At 61.4% G+C, this 26,647-nt stretch carries 24 protein-coding genes; 9 read left to right on the forward strand and 15 right to left on the reverse strand.

The features are described from left to right. The first annotated feature begins 41 nt into the window (after positions 1–41). Positions 42–1,112 (forward strand): threonine--tRNA ligase, encoded by a 1,071-nt coding sequence (gene thrS / locus BX591_RS31940; protein WP_276330790.1) that lies wholly within the window; start codon positions 42–44, stop codon positions 1,110–1,112. 104 nt (positions 1,113–1,216) lie between these two features. On the opposite strand, the gene BX591_RS31945 is transcribed toward thrS, so the two are convergent. Beyond that, the gene (locus tag BX591_RS31945; RefSeq protein ID WP_111935363.1) at positions 1,217–1,942 is read right to left on the reverse strand and encodes an AraC family transcriptional regulator; all 726 of its coding nucleotides are present in this window, start codon (positions 1,940–1,942) and stop codon (positions 1,217–1,219) included. A 240-nt stretch (positions 1,943–2,182) separates the two neighbouring features. Here BX591_RS31945 and BX591_RS31950 point away from each other — a divergent pair, with 240 nt between their 5' ends. Then, on the forward strand, positions 2,183–3,085 hold the full coding sequence (locus BX591_RS31950; protein WP_111935313.1) for a DMT family transporter: 903 nt from the start codon (positions 2,183–2,185) through the stop codon (positions 3,083–3,085). A 112-nt stretch (positions 3,086–3,197) separates the two neighbouring features. Here the strand turns inward: BX591_RS31950 and BX591_RS31955 are convergent, their stop codons facing one another. The 9 genes from BX591_RS31955 to BX591_RS31995 form a co-directional block, all read right to left on the reverse strand. Beyond that, positions 3,198–3,980: a DUF3050 domain-containing protein gene (locus BX591_RS31955; RefSeq protein ID WP_111935314.1), complete on the reverse strand. Its 783-nt coding sequence runs from the start codon at positions 3,978–3,980 to the stop codon at positions 3,198–3,200. Positions 3,981–4,280: 300 nt separating this feature from the next. After that, positions 4,281–5,012, reverse strand: coding sequence for a maleate cis-trans isomerase family protein (locus BX591_RS31960; protein ID WP_111935315.1), 732 nt, complete (start codon positions 5,010–5,012; stop codon positions 4,281–4,283). 13 nt (positions 5,013–5,025) lie between these two features. Continuing rightward, on the reverse strand, positions 5,026–6,405 hold the full coding sequence (locus BX591_RS31965; RefSeq protein WP_420849448.1) for an isoxanthopterin deaminase: 1,380 nt from the start codon (positions 6,403–6,405) through the stop codon (positions 5,026–5,028). A gap of 96 nt (positions 6,406–6,501) precedes the next feature. Then, a complete protein-coding gene (locus tag BX591_RS31970) occupies positions 6,502–7,842 on the reverse strand; it encodes a nucleobase:cation symporter-2 family protein (protein ID WP_111935317.1) in 1,341 nt (446 codons plus the stop codon). A 115-nt stretch (positions 7,843–7,957) separates the two neighbouring features. Then, positions 7,958–9,070, reverse strand: a complete 1,113-nt coding sequence (locus BX591_RS31975) for a CobW family GTP-binding protein (protein ID WP_111935318.1) — start codon at positions 9,068–9,070, stop codon at positions 7,958–7,960. Positions 9,071–9,110: 40 nt separating this feature from the next. Next, positions 9,111–9,719 carry a UbiX family flavin prenyltransferase gene (locus BX591_RS31980; protein ID WP_111935319.1) on the reverse strand — a complete coding sequence of 203 codons (609 nt, stop codon included), beginning with the start codon at positions 9,717–9,719 and terminating at the stop codon, positions 9,111–9,113. Beyond that, the gene (locus BX591_RS31985) at positions 9,716–11,110 is read right to left on the reverse strand and encodes a UbiD family decarboxylase (RefSeq protein WP_111935320.1); all 1,395 of its coding nucleotides are present in this window, start codon (positions 11,108–11,110) and stop codon (positions 9,716–9,718) included. Before BX591_RS31985 ends, BX591_RS31980 begins: the two co-directional genes overlap by 4 nt. 122 nt (positions 11,111–11,232) lie before the next feature. Continuing rightward, on the reverse strand, positions 11,233–12,159 hold the full coding sequence (locus tag BX591_RS31990; RefSeq protein ID WP_012428924.1) for an amidohydrolase family protein: 927 nt from the start codon (positions 12,157–12,159) through the stop codon (positions 11,233–11,235). Beyond that, positions 12,159–13,118 carry an amidohydrolase family protein gene (locus tag BX591_RS31995; RefSeq protein ID WP_111935321.1) on the reverse strand — a complete coding sequence of 320 codons (960 nt, stop codon included), beginning with the start codon at positions 13,116–13,118 and terminating at the stop codon, positions 12,159–12,161. Before BX591_RS31995 ends, BX591_RS31990 begins: the two co-directional genes overlap by 1 nt. Before the next feature lie 239 nt (positions 13,119–13,357). On the opposite strand from BX591_RS31995, the gene BX591_RS32000 reads away from it, so the two are divergent. Continuing rightward, positions 13,358–14,245 carry a LysR substrate-binding domain-containing protein gene (locus BX591_RS32000; protein WP_111935322.1) on the forward strand — a complete coding sequence of 296 codons (888 nt, stop codon included), beginning with the start codon at positions 13,358–13,360 and terminating at the stop codon, positions 14,243–14,245. On the opposite strand, the gene BX591_RS32005 is transcribed toward BX591_RS32000, so the two are convergent. Next, positions 14,232–15,128: a LysR substrate-binding domain-containing protein gene (locus tag BX591_RS32005; protein WP_111935323.1), complete on the reverse strand. Its 897-nt coding sequence runs from the start codon at positions 15,126–15,128 to the stop codon at positions 14,232–14,234. The two genes, BX591_RS32000 and BX591_RS32005, sit on opposite strands and share 14 nt — an antisense overlap. A 139-nt stretch (positions 15,129–15,267) precedes the next feature. Between BX591_RS32005 and BX591_RS32010 the strand changes: the two genes are divergently transcribed. The 5 genes from BX591_RS32010 to BX591_RS32030 all read left to right on the forward strand — a co-directional run bounded on the left by BX591_RS32010 (position 15,268) and on the right by BX591_RS32030 (position 20,400). Beyond that, positions 15,268–15,795, forward strand: coding sequence for a (2Fe-2S)-binding protein (locus BX591_RS32010; protein WP_111935324.1), 528 nt, complete (start codon positions 15,268–15,270; stop codon positions 15,793–15,795). Then, positions 15,796–18,069 (forward strand): xanthine dehydrogenase family protein molybdopterin-binding subunit, encoded by a 2,274-nt coding sequence (locus BX591_RS32015; protein WP_111935325.1) that lies wholly within the window; start codon positions 15,796–15,798, stop codon positions 18,067–18,069. It abuts the gene before it with no gap. 96 nt (positions 18,070–18,165) lie between these two features. Continuing rightward, a complete protein-coding gene (locus tag BX591_RS32020; protein WP_111935364.1) occupies positions 18,166–18,732 on the forward strand; it encodes a TetR/AcrR family transcriptional regulator in 567 nt (188 codons plus the stop codon). A 159-nt stretch (positions 18,733–18,891) separates the two neighbouring features. Then, complete coding sequence (locus BX591_RS32025; RefSeq protein WP_111935326.1) at positions 18,892–19,317, forward strand: organic hydroperoxide resistance protein; 426 nt, start codon at positions 18,892–18,894, stop codon at positions 19,315–19,317. 60 nt (positions 19,318–19,377) lie between these two features. Then, entirely contained in the window at positions 19,378–20,400 is a 1,023-nt protein-coding gene (locus BX591_RS32030) for an alpha/beta hydrolase (protein WP_111935327.1), read from the forward strand. A 76-nt stretch (positions 20,401–20,476) separates the two neighbouring features. Here BX591_RS32030 and BX591_RS32035 read toward each other — a convergent pair whose 3' ends face one another. The 3 genes from BX591_RS32035 to BX591_RS32045 form a co-directional block, all read right to left on the reverse strand. Beyond that, positions 20,477–21,559, reverse strand: coding sequence for a porin (locus tag BX591_RS32035; protein ID WP_111935328.1), 1,083 nt, complete (start codon positions 21,557–21,559; stop codon positions 20,477–20,479). A gap of 207 nt (positions 21,560–21,766) precedes the next feature. Beyond that, positions 21,767–22,477, reverse strand: a complete 711-nt coding sequence (locus BX591_RS32040; protein ID WP_111935329.1) for a YczE/YyaS/YitT family protein — start codon at positions 22,475–22,477, stop codon at positions 21,767–21,769. A gap of 181 nt (positions 22,478–22,658) precedes the next feature. After that, positions 22,659–24,428: an amidohydrolase family protein gene (locus BX591_RS32045; protein WP_111935330.1), complete on the reverse strand. Its 1,770-nt coding sequence runs from the start codon at positions 24,426–24,428 to the stop codon at positions 22,659–22,661. A 239-nt stretch (positions 24,429–24,667) separates the two neighbouring features. Between BX591_RS32045 and BX591_RS32050 the strand changes: the two genes are divergently transcribed. Continuing rightward, positions 24,668–25,570, forward strand: coding sequence for a LysR family transcriptional regulator (locus BX591_RS32050; RefSeq protein ID WP_111935331.1), 903 nt, complete (start codon positions 24,668–24,670; stop codon positions 25,568–25,570). 89 nt (positions 25,571–25,659) lie between these two features. Here the strand turns inward: BX591_RS32050 and BX591_RS32055 are convergent, their stop codons facing one another. Beyond that, entirely contained in the window at positions 25,660–26,292 is a 633-nt protein-coding gene (locus tag BX591_RS32055; RefSeq protein ID WP_111935365.1) for a TetR/AcrR family transcriptional regulator, read from the reverse strand. Between the last annotated feature and the right edge of the window lie 355 nt (positions 26,293–26,647).

The following is a 26,647-nucleotide window of genomic DNA, read 5'->3' on the forward strand; positions in this document are numbered from 1 at the left end:
TGCGATCTTCACCTTCTATGAATCGCTTCATCCGGTCACCCATGCTGAATGAGTTAATCCAGTTTAGGCGATCAGCGCGTTTTCACACAAGCTCGGAAAAGAGCGGCCATTGGGAGAAGTTCGGCGCGGCGATGTACTCGCTCGCCGACGCGGAAGAAGGGCGCGCGCTGTGTCTGAAACCCATGAGTTGTCCGTGCCACGTGCAGGTCTTCAATCAGCGCGTGCGTTCTTATCGCGAGTTGCCGGTTCGGTATAGCGAGTTCGGCGCGTGTCATCGCGACGAACCGTCGGGCTCGCTCGAAGGCCTGAAGCGCACGCGCGCTTTCGTGCAGGACGACGCGCATGTGTTCTGCGCGGAGTCGCATATCGAGGCGGAAGTGGGGCGCTTCTGCTCGCTGCTGCGCGCGGTGTATGCCGATCTCGGCTTTCCCGCCTTCAAGGTCGCGTTGGCGACGCGGCCGGCGGCGCGCTCGGGCAGCGAAGCCACGTGGGATCACGCGGAAAGCGCGCTGGCGAATGCCGCGCGCGCGGCGGGCCTGGCGTTCGATCTGCTCGAAGGCGAGGGCGCTTTTTACGGGCCCAAACTGGAGTTTCATCTCACGGACAGTCGCGGACGAAGCTGGCAATGCGGCACTATCCAGCTTGACTTCGTGTTGCCCGAGCGGCTCGACGCGGAGTTCGTCAACGAGCGCAACGAACGCGAGCGGCCGGTGATGATCCATCACGCGGTGCTGGGCAGCATGGAGCGCTTTATCGCGATGCTGCTCGAACATCACGAGGGATGGTTGCCCGTGTGGCTCGCGCCGGAGCAGGTTGTCGTCGCCACGATCAGCGAGGCGAATGCGCCCTATGCGCAGGAGGTTCTGCAAGCGCTCGACGACGCGGGCATCCGGGCACTGGTCGACAGCCGGCCCGAGCGGCTGGAGAAGAAGATCGTCGACGCCCGCGAAAAGCAGGTGCCGCTTCTGGTGGTGGTCGGTTCGCGCGACGAGCGTGACCGGACGATCAGCATCCGTCAGCGCGACGGGCAGCAAGCGACCTCGCCGCTGTCGGACGGCGTCGCGCATTTGAGGCTCGCCGCGCAGCCACCCGCGATGCCATCGAGACGCTGATACCCATGCCGTGTTCGCACAAGGGCGCGACGAGCGCGCGTTCTCGTGCGTTCTCGTGCGTTCCTCTCGCGGTACGCGTGCCTTTAACGCAACCCGCGAAGAACCTACGCGTAAAACGCCGATGGCACCACGCCGAAGTGCCGCTTGAACATCGCCGCGAACGCGCTTTGGCTCGTATAGCCGTGGTCCATGGCGACGGCAATGATCTTCTCGCCGTGCGCGAGCCGCTTCAACGCGAGGAGTAAGCGAGCCTGCTGCCGCCAACGCCCGAACGTCAACCCGGTTTCGCGCTGGAACCAGCGATGAAACGTCTTCTCCGATACCTCCAGCGTCGCCGCCCATGCGGCGATGGTGCGGTTGTCGTCAGGCGTGGCAACCACGCTGTCGCACACCGCGCGCAAACGGGCGTCGGTCGGCCACGGCAGATACAGCGGCAGCAGCGGCACCGCATTCAACTCCGCCAGCAGCAACTGCATCAGATGATCGTCGCGCGAGCCGGCGGTGTAGTCCTGCGGCACCTCGATCGCCGCGAGGATCAACTCGCGCAGCAATGCATGCACTTCGACCACGCAACTGCGCGTGGGCAACTGCGCGGCCGCGCCGGGCTCGACGAACACGGTGCGCATCTTCACGTCGCCGCTCATCTGCACCGAATGGTCGACGCCCGGTTCGAGCCACACGCCGCGCGTGGGCGGCACGACCCACGAACCCGTGGCGGACTCGATCATCATGACGCCTTCGATCGCATACAGCAGCTGCGCGCGCCGATGCCGGTGCGCCGCGATCAGCGTGCCGTGCGGATACCACGCAGCCATGGCCGACACCGGCATGGGTGTGCTTTCGAACGGCACGTGCGCGCCGGGCGCGGTCGGCGTCTCGGTGCGCTTTTGCGCAGCGAGGGTGACGTGGGCGGTGCGTGCATTCATGCGTGTTTTTGCCATTGGCCGAAAGGTTGACCGTTCTGCGACAAGTAAAGACTTTTTCGCGCGAGACGGACCTGGCGCGCGGGCTCATTATTCCGGTTCACTTCGAAGCCCCTTTTCATCCCAACGACAGTCACCGAGCGCGCTATGAAGAGATCGTATTTCCTGTTTCCTTTTGTGGCAATCCTGCTGTGGGCCGGCAACGTGATCGTCTCGAAGCTGTCCGCCCATACCATCGACCCGTCGGCGATCACGTTCTACCGCCTACTGCTGGCGGTCGCGCTAATGAGCCTGTTCACGCTGAAGCCGGCCTGGCGCAACCGCGCGGCGATCGTCCCGCAACTGCCGAAGCTGGCCGTGCTCGGCTTTCTCGCGATGGCGCTGTTCCAGAGTCTCTCGTACGAAGCGGCCAAAACCACCACGGCGACCAACATGTCGATCATCACCGCGCTGGTGCCGCTGATGACGATGGTCGCGAGCACGGCATTGCTCGGCGAGGCGCCCACCAGCGGCATGGTGGGCGGCGGTGTGCTGTCGCTGGTCGGCGTGGTGTATCTGATCACGCAGGGCAATCCCGCGATGCTGCTCGACAATGGCGCGCATCTCGGCGATCTGCTGATGATCTTCGCCGCACTCGCCTACGCGTTGTACGGCGTGCTGCTCAAGCGCTGGCATGTCGGCTTGCCGTCGTGGCAATCCACCTACCTGCAGGCGTTGTTCGCGTTGCTGTTCATGCTGCCGATGCTGTTGCGCCTGCCGGCCGCCGAAGCCGTGCCGACTCGCGCGAGCGTGCCGCTGATCCTGTACGCGGGCGTGCTGGCTTCGGTAGTGTTGCCGTTCCTGTGGATGCAAGGCGTCAAACACCTCGGCCCGAACCGCTGCGCGTTGTTCATGAACGTGCTGCCTATCGCGACCGCGCTGATCGCCATTGCGATGCTCGGTGAAACCTTGCATCCGTATCACCTGCTCGGTGGCGGGACGGCGCTCGTCGGTGTGATCGTCGCGCAAATGTTCAAGCGCCCTGCGGCGGAAGTGGCGGCGCGGCAGTAACAGAAAGCATGGGTCGCGCCGGGACGTCGATGCAAAACCGTGAGTGTCTCGCGAGCGGACCAGCGTGGCGCGTGGCGAGATGCATCGAACTCGCCACGCGCCACGCGCGGCTTCAGACGGCGATCGCGTCTCGCTGACGGATCAGATGCGCGTGCAGTCCGTCCCACAGGCACATGCGTTCATCGATCGCCATCAGGCCCGCTTCCAGTGCCTCGCGCAATTTGCACGGGTCGCCCTCCGCGGCCTCCGCGATCATCGCTCGTGCGGCGGGACCGTGTTCGCCCGAATCCACTTCGATATGACGATCGAGGTAGTAGCTGAGCAGCGGCACGCCGGCGCGGTCGATGCTCCAACTCGCGAGCAGCGTGCGGAACATGTCCGGAATCACGTTCTCGCGGCCGTAGAAGAAGTTGCCGAGCACTTGATGCGTCGCGCCCTCGTAGCAGGTCGCGAAGGTCGAGTTGACGAAGCGGATCACCGGCGCGGGCGCGTCGACCGCGCTCATTGCGCTTTGCACGCTCGCGCCGTCGGCCAGTAAGCCGATCATCCGCTCGATCCGCTCGGTGCTTGCACCGACGTCGCGCATGGCATGCAGGTACAGATCGAAGTGACTCATGGGACCCTTCGGCGTTTCGTCGCATTCCTCGCCGAGGACGATCTGATTGATCAGCCGCGCGGCGCTCGCGTTGCGCGGCGCGATCCACGGCAGCGTGACGGTCGTGAGATCGGCCTGCAACCGTTTGACGAGCGACATGAAATCCCACACGGCGAACACGTGCCATTCCATGAAGGTGCGCAAGCCGTGGACGGTTTCGATCGCGTGGAAGACCGGGTGATGGGCGAGCGCCGTGTGGTGTCGGGCGAGTTGCGCTTCGAGTTGTTCGATGTCGTTCATGGTGATGGTTATCCTCGGAATGTCGCTCCGATCGCGGACAAGGGAACGGCGACAGCGCGGACCCGCCGCCATCGCGGAAGCGGGACGACCGTGCCCATGCCGATTCGGCGCATGTATTAAGTAAAAAGCCTTGGGTCCGACGAGGGATGTGCCGATGGGCGGGTGATATCCCATGACGTGGGTTTTGAAAGACACGTCACGGAATAAGATAGGCCAGATTTATTATTTAAGAACGCGTAATTGCAGAAATTCGATCGGTCTATGCTCTTTGAATAACGCAGGGTGCGATGTCGCTCGACCTTACGTCACGTCGGTGAACAGGCGTCCCCAGCGGGCAAGCGGCGCGGTATCGATGTCCAGCATCCGCAGTGCTTTCCATATGACGGTGGCGACCGTGTCGTAGGCGGGAATATCGGTGGCCATTTCAAAGGCGCGTACCAGATGCGCCGCGTGCAGATTCGTGCAGAAGGTCGTGACCGCATCGGGCCGCGCGAAGGCGGCCTCGCGCATCATGATCGCGAGTTGCGTATCCGGCACCTCGGCAAAACGGAAATTGTCCTGTAAGCCGAGGTGCCGTTCCGCTACGCATTCCATGCCGAGCTTCTCATAGTTGCGCACGATCCGCTGCTGTACTTCGTCGAGATACGGCGAGACCAGGCCGAAGCGCCGCGCGCCCGTGGTGTCGAAGATTTCGTTGAGCGCGAGAACCGAGGTCGTGGCGGGAATGCCCGTCGCCTCGGTAATCTGACGGCACAGCGCCCGGTCGCGCTCGAACCCCAACCAGCCCGCCGACGTGCCGCTCCAGCCAATCACGTCGACGCGCGCGTCGGCCAGTTGATGCGCGGCCGCCAGAATCCGGCCCGCGTCGAACTGACCGAGCGCCGGCTCCGACAGCGCGATCTCCGTGACGGTGAAGCGCGCGAAATGCGCGCTGACCTGCGGCAAATCGCTCAACATCGCGGCGGTGATCGGCTCGAGCGCCGTGTTCGACGACGGCGTCAATATGCCGAGTCGGATTCGTCTGCTTTGCATGGCGGTGGGTCGTTTAGTCGGCAAGCAGTTGCTTCACGCCTTCGGCGGCTTCATGGCGAAGCGCGTCGAGATCGAGGCCCGGAATCACACCGTTGTCCACCACCACGCGGCCGTTCACCGCGTTGTAGCGCACACGCGCCGGTTCGCCCGCAGTCACCGGCGCCACCGCCAGATCGTGAAAGCCGTTGAAGCGCAAATCGCCGACGTCATAGAGTACGAGGTCCGCCGCCATGCCCACGTCGAGCGTGCCGACCGCGTCGAGACCGAGCACGCCCGCGCCGCCCGCGCTGCCCCAATGAATGGTTTCTTCGACGGTGGTTGCCGCTGCGCCCTGCGCCGCGCGATGCACCAGCCAGGCGAAATGCGCTTCGTTGGTCATGCTGCCGGATTCGTTCGACGCCACGCCGTCCACGGCCAGCGACATCGGCACACCGGCCGCGGCCATTTGCGGAGCGGGGGCAATGCCGCTGCCGAGTCGCGCGTTGCTCACCGGACAGTGCGAGCAACCGCTGCCGGTTTCGGCGAGCAGGGCGATTTCGCTCGGCTGCAGATGCACGAGATGCGCGAACCATACGTCCGGGCCGAGCCATTCGTGATCCGCGACGAACTCGACGGGCAGCTTGTCGAAGCGCTCCTTGCAGAAGTCGACATAGCGGGTCGTTTCCGATAGATGCGTGTGCAACCTCAGGCCCATCCGACGCGCCGCCCGCGCGACTTCCGGCAGCAATTCAGGCGGCAGGGAGAAGGTCGGCGTGGTGGGCGCGACGACGACGCGGCGCATCGATGCATCGCCCGCATCGTGATATCGCGCCTTCAACCGTTCAATGTCGGCCAGCATCTGATCGAGCGTTTCCGGCTTGAGCGCGAGCTTGGAAAAACCGGGGTGATCGCCTGCTGCCTGTAGTGCGCCGCCGCGGCACAACACGAAGCGCATGCCGAACGACGCCGCTTCGTCGAACAGAAGGTCGCCGGTTTCCGTGCTGCCCTCCGCGTGATACAGGTAGTGATGATCGGCGCAAGTCGTCACGCCGGAGAGCAGCAGTTCGGCCATGCCCAGCCGCGCGGCGACGCGCGCCAGGTCCGGCGTGAAGCGCGCGAGGCGGGGATACGGCACGGCGGCGAGCCATTCCTGCAAGTCCGCATTGATGCCGGACGGCACCGCCTTCAGCAGGTTCTGGAACAGGTGGTGGTGGGTATTCACCCAGCCCGGATAGACGACGCAGGAACGCGCGTCGATCACGCGCTCGTCGGCTCTGGGCGTGAGATTCGGCCCGATGCTCTCGATCTTCCCGTTGCGAATGCGCAGATCGACCTGGCCCAGGCGCGCGCGGTCTCCGGTCATGCCGCTCATCACCGCGACAGGGTTCTTGATCAGCAACGCTTCAGTTTGCATGCTCACGATTCAATGTCCTTTCAGTTAGCGCGAAGCGGCCGCGCATGTTTTGCCGCGCATGAAAAGCCGCGCGAGCGCCGCGCGGAGGTCGATCGCCTATTCGCGGACCATGTGGTGGGCGGGCACGACTTCTTCTTCATGCGCGCCGTTGAGCACCGCGTTCAGCACGACGGAGACGAGGCACGCCAGCACCACGCCGCTGTGCAGAAACGGTTGCGTCCAGTCGGGCATATGTTTGAAGACTTGCGGCGCCATGACCGGAATCAGCGCGGTCGCGATCGTGAAACCGACGATCAGCACGTTGTAGCGATTGCGTTCGAAGTCCACCTTCGCGAGCGTTTGCACGCCGGCCGCGACCACCACGCCGAACATCGCGATACCGGCGCCGCCGAGCGCCGCCGACGGCGTCGAGGCCACCACCGCGCCGATCTTCGGCACCAGCGCCACGACGCACATCAGCAGGCCGCTGATCGCCACCACCCAGCGACTGCGCACGCCGGTCAGAATGACGAGGCCGACGTTCTCCATGAACGCGATAAACGGAAAGGCCGCGAACATGCCCGCAATTGCACTCGCCAGACCGTTGGCGCGCATGCCTCGCACGACATCGTCTTCGCTGACTTCCTTGTCGACGATATCGCCGATCGCGACGAACAGGCCCATCGATTCGACCATCTGCACGACCATGACGACGATCATCGTCAGCACCGGGACCAGCGAGAACACGGGCGTGCCGAAATGAAACGGCAGCGGCATCGTGAACCACGGAGCGGCGCCGACGCTCGCGAAGTTGCCCATGCCGAGCGAACACGCCAGAATGCCGCCCGCGATCAATCCGATCAGCACCGAGAGATTGCGCAGGAATGGACCGGCGAAGCGATTGATGCCGAGAATCACGAGCGCGACGAACAGCGTGACGCTGAGAAAGGGCAATGCGCCGAACTGCTGCTGCGCGGCCTCGCCGCCGCCCGCCCATTGATACGCGACGGGGAACAACTGCAAACCGATCACGGTCACGATGCAGCCGGTGACCACTGGCGGGAAAAATCTTCGTAAGCGTCCCACCAATGGCGCGGCGAACATCGTGAATAGACCCGCGCCGATCACCGCGCCGCATACGCCGGCAAAGCCGACACCGGGACTCGTGCCGATCGCGATCACCGGACCGACGCTGCTGAATGCGACGCCCTGCAGGATCGGCAGACGCACGCCGAACTTCCAGAAGCCGACAGTTTGCAGAATCGTCGAAATGCCCGAGCAAAACAGGGCCGTGCTGATCAGCACGGTCGTGTCGGCCGGCGACATCTTCAAGGCCGATGCAACGATCAGCGGCACGGCGATGGCGCCGATATAAGCCACCAGCATGTGCTGCAGACCCAGCGTGATCATCTGACGCTTCGGCAGGATGCGATCGACAGGGTGTAGGGCGGTGTTCATGGCGTGTCTCCCATGCAAGAGGGTTGCTGCGATTGTGGTTATCGATCGGCGCGCGAGGTCAGGCCGCACGGCGCGGGCCGTGCAGTCGTAGTTCACGCGTCGGTCGGATCTCCCGTCAGGCCGCAACCGGCACGGCAAGACAGGCGTGGAAGCGGTCGGTCAGTGCGGCGCGATCGAGATCGCGGCCGATGAATACGATGCGGCACGAGCGCGGTTCACTGCCCCACACTTGCGCCGCACGCAGTTCGATGACGTTGTGCACGCCTTGCAGTACATAGCGGTGCGACTGGCCTTGTACGGCGAGAATGCCTTTCATCCGGAACAGGTTGGCGGCGTCGGTGTCGCGCAGTTCGGCGAGCCAGGTTTGCAGCGCGTCGAGGTCGATGTCGGCATCGACTTCAATGCCCACCGAGGAGACGCTTTCGTCGTGCTGGTGGTCGGCGTGGTCTGCGTGCTGATGGTGGTCGTGTTCGTCTTCGTCTTCGTGTTCGTGGTGGTCTGCGTGCGCCTGGTGTGTGTCGTGCGTGTGCTCTTCTTCGTGCAGACCGTCGGACTCGACCAGAATCTGCGAGAACTCGTTCGCGCCCACACCGAGAATCCTGTCCAGATCGATCTGCGCGTAGCTCGATTCGACGATCTGCGCCGTCGCGTTGAGTCCGCGAATGCGCTGTGTCAGCGAGGCAATATCGTCGGGGCCGACCAGATCCACCTTGTTGATCACGATCCGATCCGCGCACACGATCTGATCGACCGCCTGGTTGTCGCTGCCGTCCAGCACCAGATCGTCCAGATGCGCGGCGATATGCTTTGCGTCGACCATCGTGACGACGGCGTCCAGCGTCACCTGCTTCGCGATGGGATCGTCGAGAAAGAAGGTTTGCGCGACCGGGTACGGATCGGCAAGCCCGCTCGTTTCGACGATGATGTGATCGAGCCGGTCCGGCCTTTCCACCAGCATCCGCACGATTCGCACCAGATCCTCGCGTACCGCGCCGACGCAGCACACACAACCGTTGGTCATCTCGTAGATCTCTTCGGTGGATTCGAGCACGAGGCCACCGTCTATCCCGATCTCGCCAAACTCGTTTTCGATCACCGCGATCTTGCGGCCGTGTTTTTCGCGCAGGATGTAGTTGAGCAGGGTGGTCTTGCCGGCGCCGAGAAAGCCCGTCAGCACCGTGACGGGGATTTTCTCGATGTCGTTGTGGGTCGTGTGAATGTGATTCATGGCTCTTCTCCGTTTCATCGTTCGTGCTGCGGTTCGGCTATCAGGCGGGTTGCGGTGCGGGTGCGGGTGCGTTCGCGGGTATTTCAGTTTCTCGCCAGCGTTTGACGGTGCCCGCTTCGAGACCGAACAGATCCAGCACACGGCCCAGCGTGTGGTCGATCATCTGGTCGAGTGAAGCCGGGCGCGCGTAAAACGCCGGTACGGGTGGCGCGACGATCGCGCCCATTTCGGTGACGGCCGTCATGTTGCGCAGATGGGCCAGCGTGTACGGCGTTTCGCGCGCCAGCAGCACGAGCGGGCGGCGCTCTTTCAACGTGACGTCGGCGGCGCGGGAGATCAGTGTCGACGACATGCCGCTGGCGATTTCGGCCAGCGTCTTCATCGAACACGGCGCGACGATCATGCCCATCGAGCGGAACGAGCCGCTGGAGATGGCGGCGGCCATGTCGTCGCACCGATAGGTGACGCCGGCAAGTGCGGTTACGTCGGCGAGCTTGTAGTCGGTTTCGTGCGTCATCGTGAGTAACGCGCTGCGCGAGACCGTCAGATGCGTTTCGATATCGAGTTCGCGCAGCAATTGCAGCAGGCGCACGCCGTAGATAAACCCGGACGCGCCGCTAATGCCGACTACCAGCCGCCGCGTGTTCATCGTTGTGCTCCCGCGGCGCGGGCCAGGATGTCCACGGCGCGTTGCGACGCATGTTCGCTGATCTGTGCGCGGATGCCGTCGAACTGCGAGCCGCGCGTGGCGTCGATCCCCATGCGCGACGTCGTGCCCGCCGCCGACGAAGAAGGATCGAGTGGACTGCCCGGCAAGCCGTCGACGATAAACACGTCCTGGTGCGGCTGGAAGTGCGTCGCGATGGCCCACAGCACCTGTGAGTCGTTGGTGATGTCGATATCGCTGTCCACCGCGACGACGTTTTTCAGGTACGGGTCCCAGCCGAGCAGCGCGAGCATGATCTGACGCGCTTCGCCGTCGCGTGTCTGATTCAGTGCGACGTAGCAGTGAAAGTGCGTGCCTGAATTCGGGTAATGCAGCGCGGTGACGGAGGGAAAGCGTGCTTTGAGCTTTTCGCTCATCTCCGCTTCGCGCGGCAGGCGGGCCAGCGTGAGATGCTCGGCGTAGGGGCCACCGACTACGTCGACGAGCCACGCGTCGTCGCGTCTCATCATCGTATCGACGCGCAGCACATTGTTGGTCGAGCGGTCCGACGAATAGCCGGTGAATTCACCAAATGGGCCTTCTTCGGCATGCGCGTCGGGATCGATCGTGCCTTCCAGCACGAACTCGGCCGATGCAGGTACACCAATGCCGTAGCGCGGCGTGCGCACCAACTCCAGCGGTGCGCCGAACAGACCACCCGCAATGGCACGCTCATCCGTGCCGAACGGCAGGCGCGCGGCGGCCGCCAGCATGAACAACGGATGGGCGCCGATCACCATCGCGACCTTCAACGTGTCGCCGCGTGCCTTGGCGATTTGCAACATGCGCCAGAGGTGGCCACGCGAATGCAGGCTGGTGGCGAGGGCATTGCGCGCGTGCCGCATCGAACGGTGATAGCTGAGATTGGCCACGCCCGTTACCGGGTCTTCGGCGACGATCACCGCGTTGGTGACGTACGGGCCACGGTCGGTATCGAAGTGGCGGATCATCGGCAACTGCGTGAGATCCACGGCGTCGCCTTCCATGACCTGATCGAGAACGGGACCACTAGAAACATAAACTGGTGCAATCGGCGCATTCGCACGTTGCTGATACGCGTCGAATAAACCGGATGCGTCGACATCGAACAGCCGTCCAATGCGTGTGCGTGAAGCGAAGAAATTCGTGACCAGCGGCGTTGCGATGCCGTCGACCTGGTCGCAGATCAGCATGGGGTGCTGTCCGCGTGCCGCGAGTTCCGCGACCACGGCGGTGACGTCCTGATCGGCGGAAAGCGGCTGCGAGAGCGTCAATACGTCGTCGGGATACTGCTCGCGATACGCAAGCGCAAAGCGATGAAAGTCCTGCGTGTCGCGGAAGAGGTTGTCCGCCATAGTGAACTCCGTCCAAAGCAAAAGCTAAGACTCAAGCAATAACGAAAGCGAAAGCAGACACGGACGCGGTGCGCGAGACGGGCGTGGCGAAAATCGCGCCCGCCTCGCTGCGTCGACGAGCCTTAGGCCGGCTGCGTGACGTCGTTCACATACGTCGCTTTCAAACGTTTTTCCGCTTCGGCGAGGTCCTTCGGCGGTTTGGTCGGTTCGATGCCGACCAGACGGGCAATGTTGTTGCCCATATAGTCTTCGAGACCGTCTTCGTCCAGATTCATGCCTTGCGGCGCGGGACCGCAGAGCATTTCCAGTTCGCGCAGCCACATGCCCGGCTCATTCGGCGGCGAGTCCGTACCGAACACGATCTTGTTGCGCGGCAATTCGCGAGCAAACTCGACGATGCGCGACTGATAGCACCAGCCCGATTCGCAATACACGTTCGGCGTATCCATCGCCATCCAGAAGGCCTCGAACGAATAGTTGCCGCCCGTCTGAATCCCGAAGTGACCGATGATGAAATTCACCATCGGGAATTCGCGGATGATCGGATAAAACTGCGTCGGGATCGTGTACGGTCCGTCGCCGGTATGAATCAGCACCACCACGCCGAGCTCCGCGCATTTCTTCATGGCCGGGCGCAACCAGTCGAGCGCGCGATCCGGCCGGTAGCCGTGCATGTTCGCGTGCAGCTTGAGCATCTTGAAGCCGTACTCCTTCACGTGGAATTCGAGTTCGGCCGCGCCATTTTCCGGACCCCAACGCGGGTTGTACGTGAAGTTGCCGATAAAGCGATCGGGGTACTTCTGCGTGAGTTCGGCGATATACGACATGTAGTCGCGAATACCTTCACGGCCGCGCCGATTGCCGTCGCGATAGCCGGTGTTGCCGGGCGGCGGCTGAATGAAACCCATGTCGATACGACGCGGCTTGCCGTTGATGATGTACGGACCGTCCATCATCTTCAGCAGACGTTCGCCGGTGAATGGCTCGCCGGTATGGCGCCACGCTTCGTCCACGAGATTGGTGGGGTGCAGATGGGTATCGATGATCATCAGCGGGCTCCTGCGTAGGCGGCCTGGCCGGCGTGTTGCTTTTTGGCGGCGCCGGCATGTTGTTTCAGATAGGCTTGCGCTTCCTCGACGCTTCGCGGCGGTGCGCTCGGTTCAAGTCCGATCATGCGGGCGAGGTTGTTGCCGAGGTAATCCTCGAGCGTGTCTTCGTCGAGGTTGAGGCCTTGCGGCGGCTCGTGACACAACACTTCGAGCAGGCGCAGCCACATGCCCGGTTCGTTCGGCGGCGTGTCGGAGCCGTAGAGAATCTTGTGCGTAGGCAGTACTTTTGCGAATTCGACGATTCGCGATTGCAGGCACCAGCTCGACTCGCAATACACGTTCGGCGTGTCGAGCGCCATCTGATACGGCTCGAAGCAATACACGCCGCCGGTCTGCACCCCGAAGTGCGCCATGATGAAATTCACCGACGGGAATTCGCGGATCAGCGGATACCACTCGCTCGGAATGCTGTACGGGCCGTCGCCGGTATGCAGCTTCACCAGCAGGCCGAGATCCGCGCATTTGCGCAACGCGGGGCGCAACCAGTCGAGCGCGCGGTCGGGGCGGTACGCATGCATGTTGGCCTGCAACTGCACCATCTTGAAGCCGTGTTCTTTCGCGTAGAACTCGATCGCTTCCGCGCCGTTCTCGGGACCGCAGCGCGGGTTGTAGACGAAACAGCCGAGCAGACGGTCCGGGTACTTCTGAACCATTTCCACGGTATAAGCCATGTAGTCGTCGATCGACTCGCGGCCCGAGCGGTCGCCGTCGGTCCACGTATAAATGGTGTTGCCTTGCGGCGGTTGAATGAACGCCTTGTCGATGCGACGAGGTTTGCCGTTGATGAAGTACGGCCCGTCCATCACCTCGATCAGACGCTCGCCGGAAAATGGCTCGCCGTCATGGCGCCACGCGAGGTCGACCAGGTTGGTCGGATAACAGCTGGTGTCGATGATCATGTACTCGATCTCCTTGAGAGGAACTGGTGTATCCAGTTGCCGGATCGCGGGCAGGCGCATCGATGGACTCAGCCCATTGGGCTGACCCATGCGGCCCTTTGCAAGGCGCATTTTTGTGCGCCTTCCCCTCGCCGGCATCGAGTGTCACACTGACGTGCACTGCTGCTTGCGATGCAGTCTCACAAGAGAAAAACGCTCTGTACAATATTTTTTAACCACCATCTTGATACGTTTGCGATATGGACATCCGGCTGTTGCGTTACTTCGCGGTGCTTGCCGACGAACTGCATTTCGGCCGGGCAGCCGCACGCCTGCACATTTCGCAGCCGCCTCTCAGTCAGCAGATTCGGCTCCTCGAAGAGGAGATGGGCACCGCGTTGTTTACGCGCTCGCAACACCGTGTCGAACTCACCGATGCAGGGAAAACACTTAAGGAGCAGGTGCCGTTGATCTTCGCGCAGTTCGAACGTGCGATCGATCTGACGCGTTGCGCGGGGCGCGGCGAAGTGGGGAGTCTCGAGATCGGCATCATCAGTTCCGCGATGGTCGAGCCGATTCCGCGTGCGCTGCGGGTTTTCGCGGAGAAGCATCCGCAAGTGCACTGGACGCTGCATGAGATGACGCCGGCCGCGCAGATTCTCGCGCTGAAGGAGCGGCGTCTCGACGTGTGCTTCTTCCGTGTCTCGCATGAAGATCCGGAGATTCGCAGCGAAGTGGTGATGCGGGAAACCGCCGTGGTGGCACTGCCATTGGGTCACCGGCTCGCCGCGCGCGAGGAACTGGCGTTGCGCGAGTTGGAGGCGGAGCGTTTCGTGTCGTTCGGCTTGCGGCAGTCGCAGCTTGCGCGCTTCTTACAGGACTGCTGCGTCGAAGCAGGGTTTACGCCGCGGATCGAACAGGAGGTGGTCGAGGTGCATACGCTGCTGTGCCTCGTGCGCGAAGGGCTCGGCGTGGCGTTGCTGCCTTCGTCCACGCGGCAATTGTCCACGGGCGGCGTGGCGTTCGTGCCGGTGGCCGCGCCGCGTCCAGAGGTGTCGCTGCACGCGCGTTATCGCGCCGAGGCGCCCTCGCCGGTGCTGGCGTTGTTTCTGGAGACCGTGCGAGAGGTCGCGGCTAGCGTGAGCTGACCGTTTGCGCGACCAGTTCGCGTATCGCGTCGATCAACGGCGCGACACGCTCTGCTTTGTCGCGCGGCCACACGGCGTACAGGTTGTAGTGCGTCGGAATTTCCACTTGCGTGAGTTCGATCAGCGTGCCGTTGCGGATTGCGTCAGCGGCCAGCAGGCCGCGCGCGAGGCCCGCGCCGACGCCTGCACTGGCTGCCGCGATCAATCCCGCGGCGTTATCGAAGACGGCGACCGCGTCCGGTTCGACAGCGGGCATACCGGCCGCCGCAAGCCAGGGAATCCATGACCGTTTCGTGTAGCCGAGCAACGGTAATTCCAGCAATTGCTCGGGTGTGAGCGGCGTGTCGAGGCCGCGTGCCTGCAGCAACGAACGCGAGCCGACCGCCGTCAACCGGTCAGTGCCGATCAGCGCGTTCTCGAAACCGTTCCATTCTCCATACCCGTATCGCAGCGCGATATCCACGCGTTCGAACGCACTACGCTCGTGACGCGGCGTGGACAGCAGCGTCAACGACGTGCCGCTCAAGTTGCCGAGCAAAGCGGGCAAACGGGCGACCAGCCAGCTTTGAGCGAGTTCGGGGTCGACCTCGAGCGTGATCGACTGCTTGACCGTGCGCTCCTTGACCGACGACAACGCCCGATCGATCTGCTCGAAGCCATCCGCCAGTTGATTCGCGAACAGCACACCCGCGTCCGTCAACACCACGCGGCCGCTTTCGCGCACGAACAGCGGCTGGCCGACGAACTCTTCGAGTGTGCGGATCTGCTGGCTGATCGCGCTATGCGTGAGCGACAACTGGCGCGCCGCGCTCGAAAAACTGCCGACGCGTGCGGCCTGCAGGAACGCCTGCATCGACTGAATGGACGGGTAGCGCTTCAACATGGTGTTAGCCGGACTTACGGGTGATGGAAGAAATCGTCGCTGGCGCCGGGTTTAACGGCTTTCAATAATGGCCGCAAGCACGCGGCCCGTGCGGCCCTCGCACTCGCCGCGTCGCACAACGACATTCAGGAGACAGCACATGATCGAGATCGTGGTCAACGACACGCGGCACTCGCTCGACAATGTACCGGAAGACATGCCCCTGCTGTGGGTGTTGCGCGACCGGCTCAGGCTGACCGGCACGAAGTTCGGCTGTGGCGGTGGGTTTTGCGGCGCGTGTACCGTCCATCTGGAAGGTGAGGCGGTGCGCTCGTGCTTGCTGCCGGCGGTGGCGGTGGCCGGTAAGAACATTACGACGATAGAGGGTCTGTCGAAAGACGGCCGGCATCCACTGCAACTGGCGTGGGTTGCGGAGGATGTGCCGCAGTGCGGTTACTGTCAGTCCGGGCAGTTGATGCAGGCGGCCGCGTTTCTCAAGGACAAGCCGACCGTCAACGACGAAACCATCTCGACGGCGATGTCGGGGAACATCTGTCGCTGCGGAACCTACTCGCGGATTCGCAAGGCGATCAAGCGGGCCGCGTCGGGCGATCCGGCGCTGGCCGAGGTGGTGATGCCCGCATGCACGGCGGCATGCGCGTCTCGCGCTACGGCTGAGGAGGCTTGAATGGGCCACGATAACGAAGCGCTTTCAAACCCGCGCGGCGCGGCGCGCCGTCGGTTTATCAAGCAGAGCTCGGCGCTGTTGGCCTCGGGGCTTGCGATTGGTTTTCAATTGCCGCAAGCGCTGGCGAAGGGGGAAAACGTCAGCGGCGATCCGCAGCCGTTAGCCGGCGAATTCGAACCGAACGCGTGGGTCCGGGTGCTGCCCGACGATACGATCAAACTGGTGGTCCACAAGCATGACTCCGGCACCGGTACGCGCACCGCGTTGGCTGCGGTGGTGGCGGAAGAGCTGGACGTCGATCCGTTTCGTGTGGACGTGATCACGCCGGAGAATCCGTTCTTTGGCGAGTACATTCATCCGCTGTGGAAAGTGTTTTCGACGGGCGGCAGCACCAGCGTGTCGCTCGAATACGATCGCTTGCGACGTGCGGGCGCGACCGCGCGGGCGATGTTGATTGCTTCCGCCGCGAAGCAATGGAATGTGGCGCCGTCGGCGTTGACGACGGACAACGGCTTCGTGGTCGATGCAGCGAGCGGCAAGCGCGCGAACTATGGTTCGCTGGCGAGTGCCGCCGCGCAATTGCCGGCGCCGAAAGACGTCGCGTTGAAAGATCCGTCCCAGTTCAGATACATCGGCAAATTGCAGAAGAAACGCGGCGCCGCGCAGAAGGCGATGGGCGCGTTTCCGTACAGCATCGACGTGTCGTTGCCGGGATTGCTCGTGGCGGTGGTCACGCGCGCGCCGGTGATCAACGCGCGTGTGCGCAGCGTCGATGCCAAAGACGCGTTGGCCGTGCCGGGTGTGCGGCAGATCGTGCAGATCCCTGGGCGGCCGGATATTCTCGGTGGCAATCAGGCAGGTGTCGCTGTGTTGGCCGATGACTACTGGTCGGCGCATAAGGGGCAAGCAGCGCTGCGGGTGGAGTGGGACGACAGTCCGCTCGAGACGTTCGACAGCAGCACGCTTGCCGCGCAGCAGGCTAAATGGCTGGACGATCCCGCTGCGCGCGTCGTACCGACGATTCAGCACGGCGATGCGGGCACCGCATGGCCGCACGGCGCACGCGTGATCGAGGCGGCGTATTCGATGCCCTATAAAGCGCAGAATCCTTTGGAGCCGATCAACGTCACTGCGTGGACGAAAGACGGCGGCATCGAGTACTGGGGTGGATTGCAAGTGCCCTCGACGGTACAGGAGGCGGCCGAAGTGATCGGCGCTATTCCCGCGGATCGCGTTGTGTTGCATGAGCTCGTGTCGGGCGGAAGCTTCGGCTCGCGCGAATCGAAGTACTGGCTCTTCGAAGTGACGTGGCTCGCGCTGAAGGTCGGCAAGCCGGTCAAGCTGATGAACAGCCGCGAGGATGAAATGCGCGCGCTTTACTATCACTCGGCGAGCTATCACCGAGGGAAGGCCGTGCTCGATACACACGGCAATCTCAGCACGCTGCAATTGCGCGCGGTGATGCCTGCTTCGCCGGAACAGTGGGAGCCGGGTTACTTCGATCGTGCTGACCGGATGGATTACAGCACCACGGAAGCGATCAGCAAGTATGAGTTCGCTTATGACGCGCCGCATGTCGATATTGGCTGGGTGCGTCATGAAACGGGCGTGCCGACCGGATGGTATCGCGCGGTGAGTTATATCCCGAACGTGTTCGCCGTCGAGTCGTTCATGGATGAGGCCGCTCACGCGGGCAAGCGCGATCCGGTCGACTTTCGGCTCGCGCATATGAAGGACCCGCGTCATCGGGCTGTTTTGCGTGAAGCTGCGGCACGCGCGGGCTGGGGTAAGCCGTTGCCGCCCGGCACGGCGCTAGGTGTTGCGACGAATCAGGCCTATAGCAGCTATGTGGCCGTGGTTGCGCGAGTGAAGCGTAACGGAGACGGCGTCGTGATCGAAAAACTCACCTGCGTCGCGGATTGCGGCCTGGCCGTGTCGCCAGGTGGTGTCGAGGAACAGTTGTATGGCGGGCTGATGTGGGGCTTGGGACATGCTACTGGCGATCGCATCGATATTCGTCACGGGCAGGTCGAGCAGAAGAACTTCGATACCTATCGCGTGATGCGCATGACCGATATGCCCGAGATCGATATTCAGATCGTGCAGGGCGATCCGGCGAAACCGGGCGGGGTCGGGGAGTTGTCGAGCCCTTCGGTCGCGCCGGCGGTGGCGAATGCGGTGTTCGGGTTGACGGGGCAGCGGTTGCGGGACACGCCGTTTGAGTTGAGCAAGGTGGGTGCCCACGCCGGGGTCAAAGTGAAGGCCAGCGCATAGGTCGACCCAGACCGTTTTGAACCCACGAGCGCCCGTGTCACGCACGGGCGAAAAAAACTGTTGACTATCTATCTGCAGGTAGATAAAGTTCAGTCCATGAACACGCCATCGCCCGTACGCTCGCAGATCCTGGACCACGCAGTCACGCTCATCATGCTGCGCGGCTACAACGGTTTCAGCTACCGGGACCTGTCCAACCTGGTTGGAATCAAGACGGCGAGCATCCACTACTACTTTCCGTCGAAAGACGATCTGGTATTGGAAGCAGTCAGTTCGTACAGTGACGAAGTGCTGAGTTCGATGAACGCGATTGGCGACACATTGCCCGCGGACGCCAAGCTCAGCAAGTACACCAAGCTGTTCGGCAAGACCTTGGGCGACGGCGATCAGATCTGCCTGTGCGGCATGCTGGCAGCGGATATCGAATCGCTGCCGGACGACATCAGGCAGGCGGTGCAGGCTTTTTTCAAGGCCAATGAGCGGTGGCTCACCAAGGTGCTAACGCAAGGCGTCGAGGAAGGCACACTGGCGGTCAATGGCAAGCCCGAAAACGCCGCGCGTGCGCTTTTCGCCGCTTATCAGGGTAGTGTGCTGGCAAGCCGTTTGTTTAAGACCAAGGCTCGTCTTGAAGACGTCGAGACCACGGTGAAGGTTGTCAGGTAATTGCAATGCAAGGAGGTGGGCAGCCACCTCTTTATTGGGTCTGTTTGTCTATCTACATATAGATAAGCAACGCGGCCTAAACGTTAGATCGTGGTCTTTTTTGTAACTGAAAATCTACCTAGTAGTAGATTGATATTTCTAACTTTCAGGAGTCTCATCATGTCGATTGAAAACGTTCTCTACCGCGCTCACGCTCACGCCACTGGGGGCCGCGACGGCCGCGCCGTGGTGCCCGAAGGCAAGCTCGACTTCAAGCTCGTTACGCCCCGTGAACTGGGCGGTGCGGGTGGCGAAGGTGCCAATCCCGAGCAATTGTTCGCCGCGGGTTACAGCGCGTGTTTTCTCGGCGCAATGAAGTTCGTCGCGGCGCGCGACAAGATCGCCATTCCGAAGGATGTCGCGATCGACGGGAGCGTCGGCATCGGGGCGATCCCGAACGGCTTCGGTATCGAAGTGGAGCTGAAGATTTCGCTGCCGGGCATGGAGCGCGACGCAGCTCAGGCACTTGTCGACAAGGCGCATGTCGTCTGCCCTTACTCGAACGCTACTCGCGGAAATATCGACGTGACGCTCACGCTCGTTTGAGCGGCTGCATTCCCTCCTGCTTTTAAACAAACTCAACTAATCAACTGGAAGTAGCCGACCATGAAGACCCTCAAGCCCCTCATTCTTGCCGCCGCCGTTCTCGCCGCCAACACAAGTTTCGCCGCAGCGGCGAATCCGGCAACGCCCGACGCCGTCACCAGCCAGTTCCTCGCCGCGCTTAACAGTGGCACCGGGCCGGCAATCAACACGCTGTCGCCGGCAAAGGCGCGTGAGGTACTGGTCGGTGCGCAGAGCAGCGTGAAAGTGGACCTCTCCGGTATCGATGTGTCCAGCAAGACGATCGAGCAGGACGGCATCAGCGTGCCGATTACGATCGTCAAGCCGCAGGGCGCGACGGGTACGTTGCCGGTGTTCATGTTTTTCCACGGCGGTGGCTGGATTCTCGGCGACTTCCCGACACACGAGCGACTGGTGCGTGACCTCGTGGTGCAGTCCGGCGCGGTCGCTGTCTTCGTGAACTACACCCCGTCGCCCGAGGCGCGCTATCCGGTTGCAATCAACCAGGCGTACGCCGCTACAAAGTGGGTGGCCGCACATGGCAGCGAGATCGGTGTGGACGGCAATCGGCTCGCTGTGGTCGGCAATAGCGTGGGCGGCAACATGGCGGCGGTGGTCAGCTTGATGGCGAAAGACAAGCACGGCCCGAGCATCCGGTTCCAGGGTTTGATGTGGCCCGTCACGGATAACAACTTCAACAATGGATCGTATAACGCCTTTCCGGAAGGCCACTTCCTGACGCGCCCGATGATGAAGTGGTTCTGGGACGCATACACGAAGGATCAAAACCAGCGTAATGAGATCTATGCGTCACCGTTGCGCGCCTCGGTGGATCAGTTGAAAGGGCTGCCGCCTGCACTGATTCAGGTGGCGCAGAACGATGTCTTGCGTGACGAAGGCGAGGCTTATGGTCGCAAACTCGACGCGGCCGGTGATGAGGCGACAACCGTGCGTTACGACGGCACGATTCATGATTTCGGTTTGCTGAATGCGTTGGCGAACGATGCACCGACTAAGGCGGCTACCCGGCAGCTCGCAAATGAGTTGAAGGCGCGGTTGCAATAAGCGTCGGCGCTGCGGCCTGAGGGCGAGATGCGATCGGGCCGCACCGCTGGAATTTCACCGATGTGCGCGGATAGGTCTAGAACCGGGAGCGAATCCCGACTCCGGCAGTCTCACCTGACGACATTCCGGCAAAGCGATCGGACATATACACCGTGTAGAGGTCGGTTCGCTTGGAAAGCGGGTAATCGTATCCCAGCGACGCAGTCTGGCGAGTCTGGTTGAGTCCACCGGAATCGCGCGAATAGGCGTAGGAAGCGAGAATTCTGCCGATGCCGACAGCAACCGTCAGCCCGGCTTCGAGCATATTGACGTGAAAATTCCTGTTGATCACGTTGTTGTTCGTATAGGTGTATTCGCCATAGAGCTTGGCGATGGAGAATTCATAGGAGGCAGCCAACTGTGCTGCCGACTGGCTATGAAATCCCTTGAGTAGGGCGTTCAGATCGCCGGCCGTCGAGTTGAAGTTCGCGTATTGATAGACGGCTCCAGCCGCAAAATTACCATTGCGATAGGACGCCTGTACTGAATATTGCTTGCTCCCATTGCCCGTGCTGCTGTCGCCGAATGCGTACATGGCGTGTCCGCTCAAACCGTGCAACTCGGGCGTGGCGTACTGGATCGCATTGCTCCAGGCGGTGCCGCCGACGATTCCCTGATCCGTCTTGTACGCGGGATAGGTACCCAGCCCGGCGTACATCTGGACAATGGTCGGCGAGAACGTGAAAGACGCGTAGAAGGGATTGAACTGACAGGCCTGCAAATACAGCAGACTGCTCTGACGTCCCAGCGTGATCGTACCCGCAGGTGTCGAGAGTCCGACGTAAGCGTTGCGCGAGAAGAGCGGATCGCCGTTGAAAGAACCATACGCGCCGTTCTGCGGGCGGAAGAAGCCCTCGATAGCGAAAATGACCTTGTAACCGCCACTCAGATCCTCCTTGCCGCCGAACCCCCAGAAGGAAGTCGACAAGCCGCCACCGCCTTCCTGCCAACTGACGGATTTGCTCGGGTACTTCTGAATCCCGACCCAGGTATCGACGATTCCATATAGCTGTACGCTCGATTGTGCATGTGCCGGCGTACCTATTGTTATGGAAACGACGGTCACGGCAATTCGAAAAATGCTTTTCGGCGTGATAATGCGAGCGCGTTCCGTGAGCATAGTGTGTTCTCTTCTCTATTCAAAGGTCGAGTGAATGCCGACGTCATGATCGGCGTCTCGAAATCGGAGTCATAGCGGAAGCAGCAACGGGCGGGTGCGACTGGATTCGGTGTTCGCCCTGCGGTTACTGATTAGATCCGGCTGGGCGCCGGAAGCGAACCGCAGGCGATCACACGACGACGCACTTCAATAATCCGTTACGTGGAATCAGTAAGTTCGATGTTCCAGCGATCTTCGCTGATAGGACAAAATCGTCGTTTGAATTTTCCGGAACAGAAAGAAATAGAGTTTGATGTACTGTCCCACCAGAATCGCGTTCATGAACGTGCCTTCGCGAATAAATCTGGGACCGCCGAGAAGCGCGAAGCCGATTGCAGCGCTGATAATTAGAAGTGTGCAATCGAAACTCGTCTTGATGTCCCCCCATCTGAAGCCGGTTCGCTTGAAAAGCGTATTGACGAACATGTCGATCGGCATGAGTACGAGATTCGCGCGGATCATCAGGAACAGGCCAAACGCGAGCAACGCATCAGCGAACGCCAGCAAGAGGAACTTCATGAAATAGTCCTGGAAGCCGATCGACCGGGTCAGCATCAGGTTCAGATCCAAGCACGTCGCCAGCACGAATGCCGGAATCAACGAGGCAAAGTTCTTCAGTGTGAAGTCCTTGCGCGCAACCAGATATGTGAGAAACAACATGAACAACTCGAGCATGAAGTTGTACGTTCCCTGGCTCAGACGCGGGTACACCAGTGTCATGGTGCGGGTCAGACTGCTTTGCGGCGAAATACCTATGCCTGCCCTGATTGCCAGACTGATCCCCATGGTCAATATGTAAATGCCGACGACGTAGGTGAACCAACGCCGTGTCAGCCTGCCGGTATCGATGACTTCAGCTTCCCTTGCATGGTGCGCCATGACTGTCCCTTCGTTGTCTGCCTGCTTCGTGCGTTGCCGTACGCCCCTATCAACGACGGTACGCCAGGCTATTGTGGGGGTATCCTGCGGCGTGCCCGCTCGACCGCGCCGGTTCCACCTTCGCTCCTCAGGCCGCCGAAGACTCAAGCCTCCTGCGGCCTGCTGCTACTGTCGGTCTACGTCAGGCCATGAAGCCGAAACGGTCGAGGGAGATGAACAACGTTAGTAGCTTGTTCACCACGGGCTCGCCCTCGTTGCGGTTGCCCATTGCCGCCAGGGCCGCGTCGATCTCGCGGGTTGCCGCGACCAACTGCGTCAGGTTCATGTTGGCCTGGACACCGTAGATCTCCAGGGGCAGTACGGCTTTCACCTGTCTATTCTCGGTGACGACGCAACCCCCTGCATAGCCGTCGACTTCCCGAAGGCAATGGCACATTTCCGCGCTATCCTGACCCACCGCCACGAAGTAGGCTTTGGGCGCCGGCCAGAACGTCGCCACGGCGCCGCGATCGATATACACGCCTTTGAACAGACCATTGACCACGTGGCGCTTGCCGTTGGCATAACGCTGCACAACCGAGATCCGGTTGAGTCTGGTACCCCCAAACTCAGCGACGACCTTGCCGTCCCGGAATGGCACCCACACTTCCTGGTAGAACTTTTCGTGGCCTCGGCCATAGACGTCGAACAGATACACCTTGGCCTGCTGACCATCCGCGGAGATTTCCAGCGGTACCAGGTCCAACTGTTCCGGCGTCAGGTCCTGGAGACCCGGCACTGCTGTTCTGACCATGCCGGAATAATCGATGTCGGCCTGCTTCAGCAGCTTGCGATCTTTGGCCACCAACTCGCCGTCTTTGAAGACAAAGCGCGGGTTGATCTTCGAGAGGCTGTCAGTCAGCACGATATCGGCGAAGCGGCCCGGCGTCAGCGAACCGAACTTGTTGTCCATCCGGAACGCGCGCGCCGTGTAAAGCGTGGCCATCTTGATCGCCTTGATCGGCTCGACGCCCATTTCGGCACACAGCGAGACGATCCAGTCCATGTGGCCCTTCGTCAACAGCCGGTCTACCGAAATGTTGTCGGCGCACAGCTGGAAATTTTCGGCCGGCCATTTCCGTTTGACGATGGCGCGCAGCATGATCTTGATCACTTCGGGGCTGCCAACGCCGAACTTGATTTGCGTCTGCAGGCCATAGCGCACGCTTTTCTCGATGTCGTCCTCTTTCCACACATCATGGTTAGCGAAAGCGCCGATCGCGGGCATGTAGTTCAACATCATGTCCGACAGTGTGGTCACGCCCCAGTGCGTGTTCATGAAGCCGCCCTTGGCGCGCCCCAGCGCCGATTTCCGGAAGTCGTCGTCATTGCCCACGCTATAGGTCAGGTGCGCGAGTTCGCCGAGACCGATGACGGGGTCCATTTTCAGCAAGGCATCGGTGACTTCGACCGAGGTTTTCTTGCCCGGTGCAAACGCAAATACGCGGTACGGCAGGCGCTCGTGGTCTTTAAAAAGCTGCTCGGTGGCCTGCACCGCGTCTGCGCCTGCCGCGCTCACGAAGTCGAGGCATTCAGAGAAAATGGTGGTCGTGCCGCAAGGAACAATCGCTTCGGCAAACGCGGCCGGATGGGCCAACTGGGCTTCGAAGTGAACGTGAGCGTCGATCAGACCCGGAATGGCGTAAAGGCCTTCGCCGTCGAAAACCTCGCGGACCTTGATAGCCGTTTCGTCGGGATTCAAGGCGACGATGCGCTTGTTGTAAACGAGAATGGACCCTTGATAAACCGATTCGCTGTGGACATCGAGGATGTTCAGATTCTTCAGGAGAAGGTCGGCCTCCTTCCTGCCGTTGAGCACCTCAAAGATCGCTTTGACCTGATCGTAGTGTGCATTGACCTCGCCATGCGGTCCCGCTGCCGTGACGCTTCTCTCGCTGACTTCTTGATACATGATTGTCTCTCTTCCTAAATTAGTTCGGACGTATCTTTGCCGCGCTGCAACGAACACCCTTGAGTCGATCCAGGTGTCGAAAAGGCCGCCTGGAACAGGCGATACCTTGCCACTTCCAGGCGCCTACGGTCGCGGCTGGTGTCATTAGGACCGATCGGAGCGTTTATAAAAAGAAGCGTTTTTTGTACGGAGCGTGCACTTTTCGAGTACGCTGAAGCCACCTTGGGGGACAGACGGACATGCTTCATTCACGGTTGCTGCGGTACATCGACGAGGTCGCGCGTTCCGGCTCTATCCGTGCTGCCGGCGAAAAGCTGCACATTGCTCCGTCGGCCATCAACAAACATCTTCTGCTTCTCGAAGAGGAGATCGGCGAACCGCTGTTCGAGCGCTTGCCGCGCGGACTGCGGCCCACGCCGGCCGGAGAGATCCTCCTTGCCCATGTGCGCAAAACCATCCTCGAATACCGCCAGGTCGAAGCGGAGATACGCGATCTCAAGACGCTGCAGAAAGGCGAGGTCATCATCGCGACCGTGACAGGCCTGGCTAGCGGAATCGCCTCCACGGCCGCGACGAGTTTCTGCGCGAGCCACCCTCACATCCAGATTTCGATCAGGGTTATGTTCACGCGCGAAATCGCGGATGCGCTTAGTAATGGCGAAGCCGATCTGGGTCTCGGCTTCAACCTGCCGCCTTCACCGCAATTGGAAAGCCTGTGGGAGATGGACACGAGCCTCGGGGCTGTGATCGCGCCAACGCATGCATTGGCGCGTATGGAGTCGATACCGCTTGCCTTCTGCACGTCTTACCCGCTGATCTTCGCTGACCGATCCATGCTGATGCACGGCATCGTTGCCGATACTTTTCAGGAAGCGGGACTGAACGTCGAGCCGGCCTTTCGGACGAATTCGATCGAGACGATGAAGCGCCTTGCCGCCGGCAGCGAGAGCATTGCCTTTCTCAGCAAGTTCGATATCGCGGAGGAGCATCGCCAGGAGCTTCTCACCTATCGGCAGATTCGCGACCGGGCGTTCAGTAAAAACACCCTTTCCCTCGTTCGCCGCGAGAAACACGGGCACGGCCTTGCGAGCCTGCTACTCGCTGAAGAAATCATGGGCGTATTGGGCGCCATGAGCGGTTGAGTTCTCTCAACGATCGGGCTCCGTCACGGCAAAGCGTTGCAGTAGAGCTATTGGCCGCTGCTGCGGGAGGCCGCTCAGATGACGCTGCCTCAGGGAGCGAGGCTGCGCAACACCAGGCTCGTCACAATCGTCAGGCGGCGATCGAGTTCTTCGTTCGACTCCGATTCAAGTAATTTCGGATGCGAGAAACACAACGACGCCGCTACGATTGCGCTGCATATTTCGTCCAGCGGTGATTTCCTCTCGAACTCTCCAGACTCCCGGCCATCGATAATGACCTGACGGATCGCTTTCTCGACGGCATGTTGATGGTCGACCGTGGCGCACCAATTGTTTTCCATCGCGACCACAACGATTTCGTGGACCTTCTGATCCTTCAGAAACCGGTCGCAACTACATTGCATCATTGAGAGGAGCAATCGACGCAAGCGAGCGGTGGCCAGTTCGGGGCCAGCGGCAATCTCGTGCAGACCGGCATCCATTTCGCTCAACACCTGCGCAACTACGGCTTCGCCGATGGCCTGCTTGGAGTCGAAAAAGCGATAGATATAGGCGGCAGATACACCGATTGCACGTCCAAGAGCGGCGACGCTTGTCTTCGAGTAGCCATAGTGACGAAAGTGTTCGTCAGCCGCCTTGAGAATCTGAGCGCGCCGCTCATGCTCTGCTGGGCCTCGTTGACCGGTTGGGACGCCATCAGTGGTTTCGATAAACTCTGCCATATCCTTCATTTGCCGGGTGGCAATGCATTAAGAGAGGTGGTCGCCCAATTTGAAAGGCGCGCCGTGCGTTCCGTGCAATTGATCGACGAATGCGACCGGATGCGACTGTGAACACGAGCGTCCAACCGCGCCGTTCGCTCCTCTCAAGTACCCTTCAGGCTCGCGGTATGCGACGTCCGCATCTGGACACGTCACTCACCTTCAACGGTTTCATCACTTGGGTCGAGAAGCTCTGTCGCAAGTTGCCTTCCCGATCAGTCCGATTCTGTTCGTGCGAGAAGCTGAAAAAGGAGCCGCTTCGAGGCACCGAAGCAGATTTTACCTCCTGCAAAGAGGCAGCCCCGCCTCGAATCCA

It is taken from the genome of Paraburkholderia bryophila (genome assembly GCF_003269035.1).
Lineage (GTDB): Bacteria > Pseudomonadota > Gammaproteobacteria > Burkholderiales > Burkholderiaceae > Paraburkholderia > Paraburkholderia bryophila.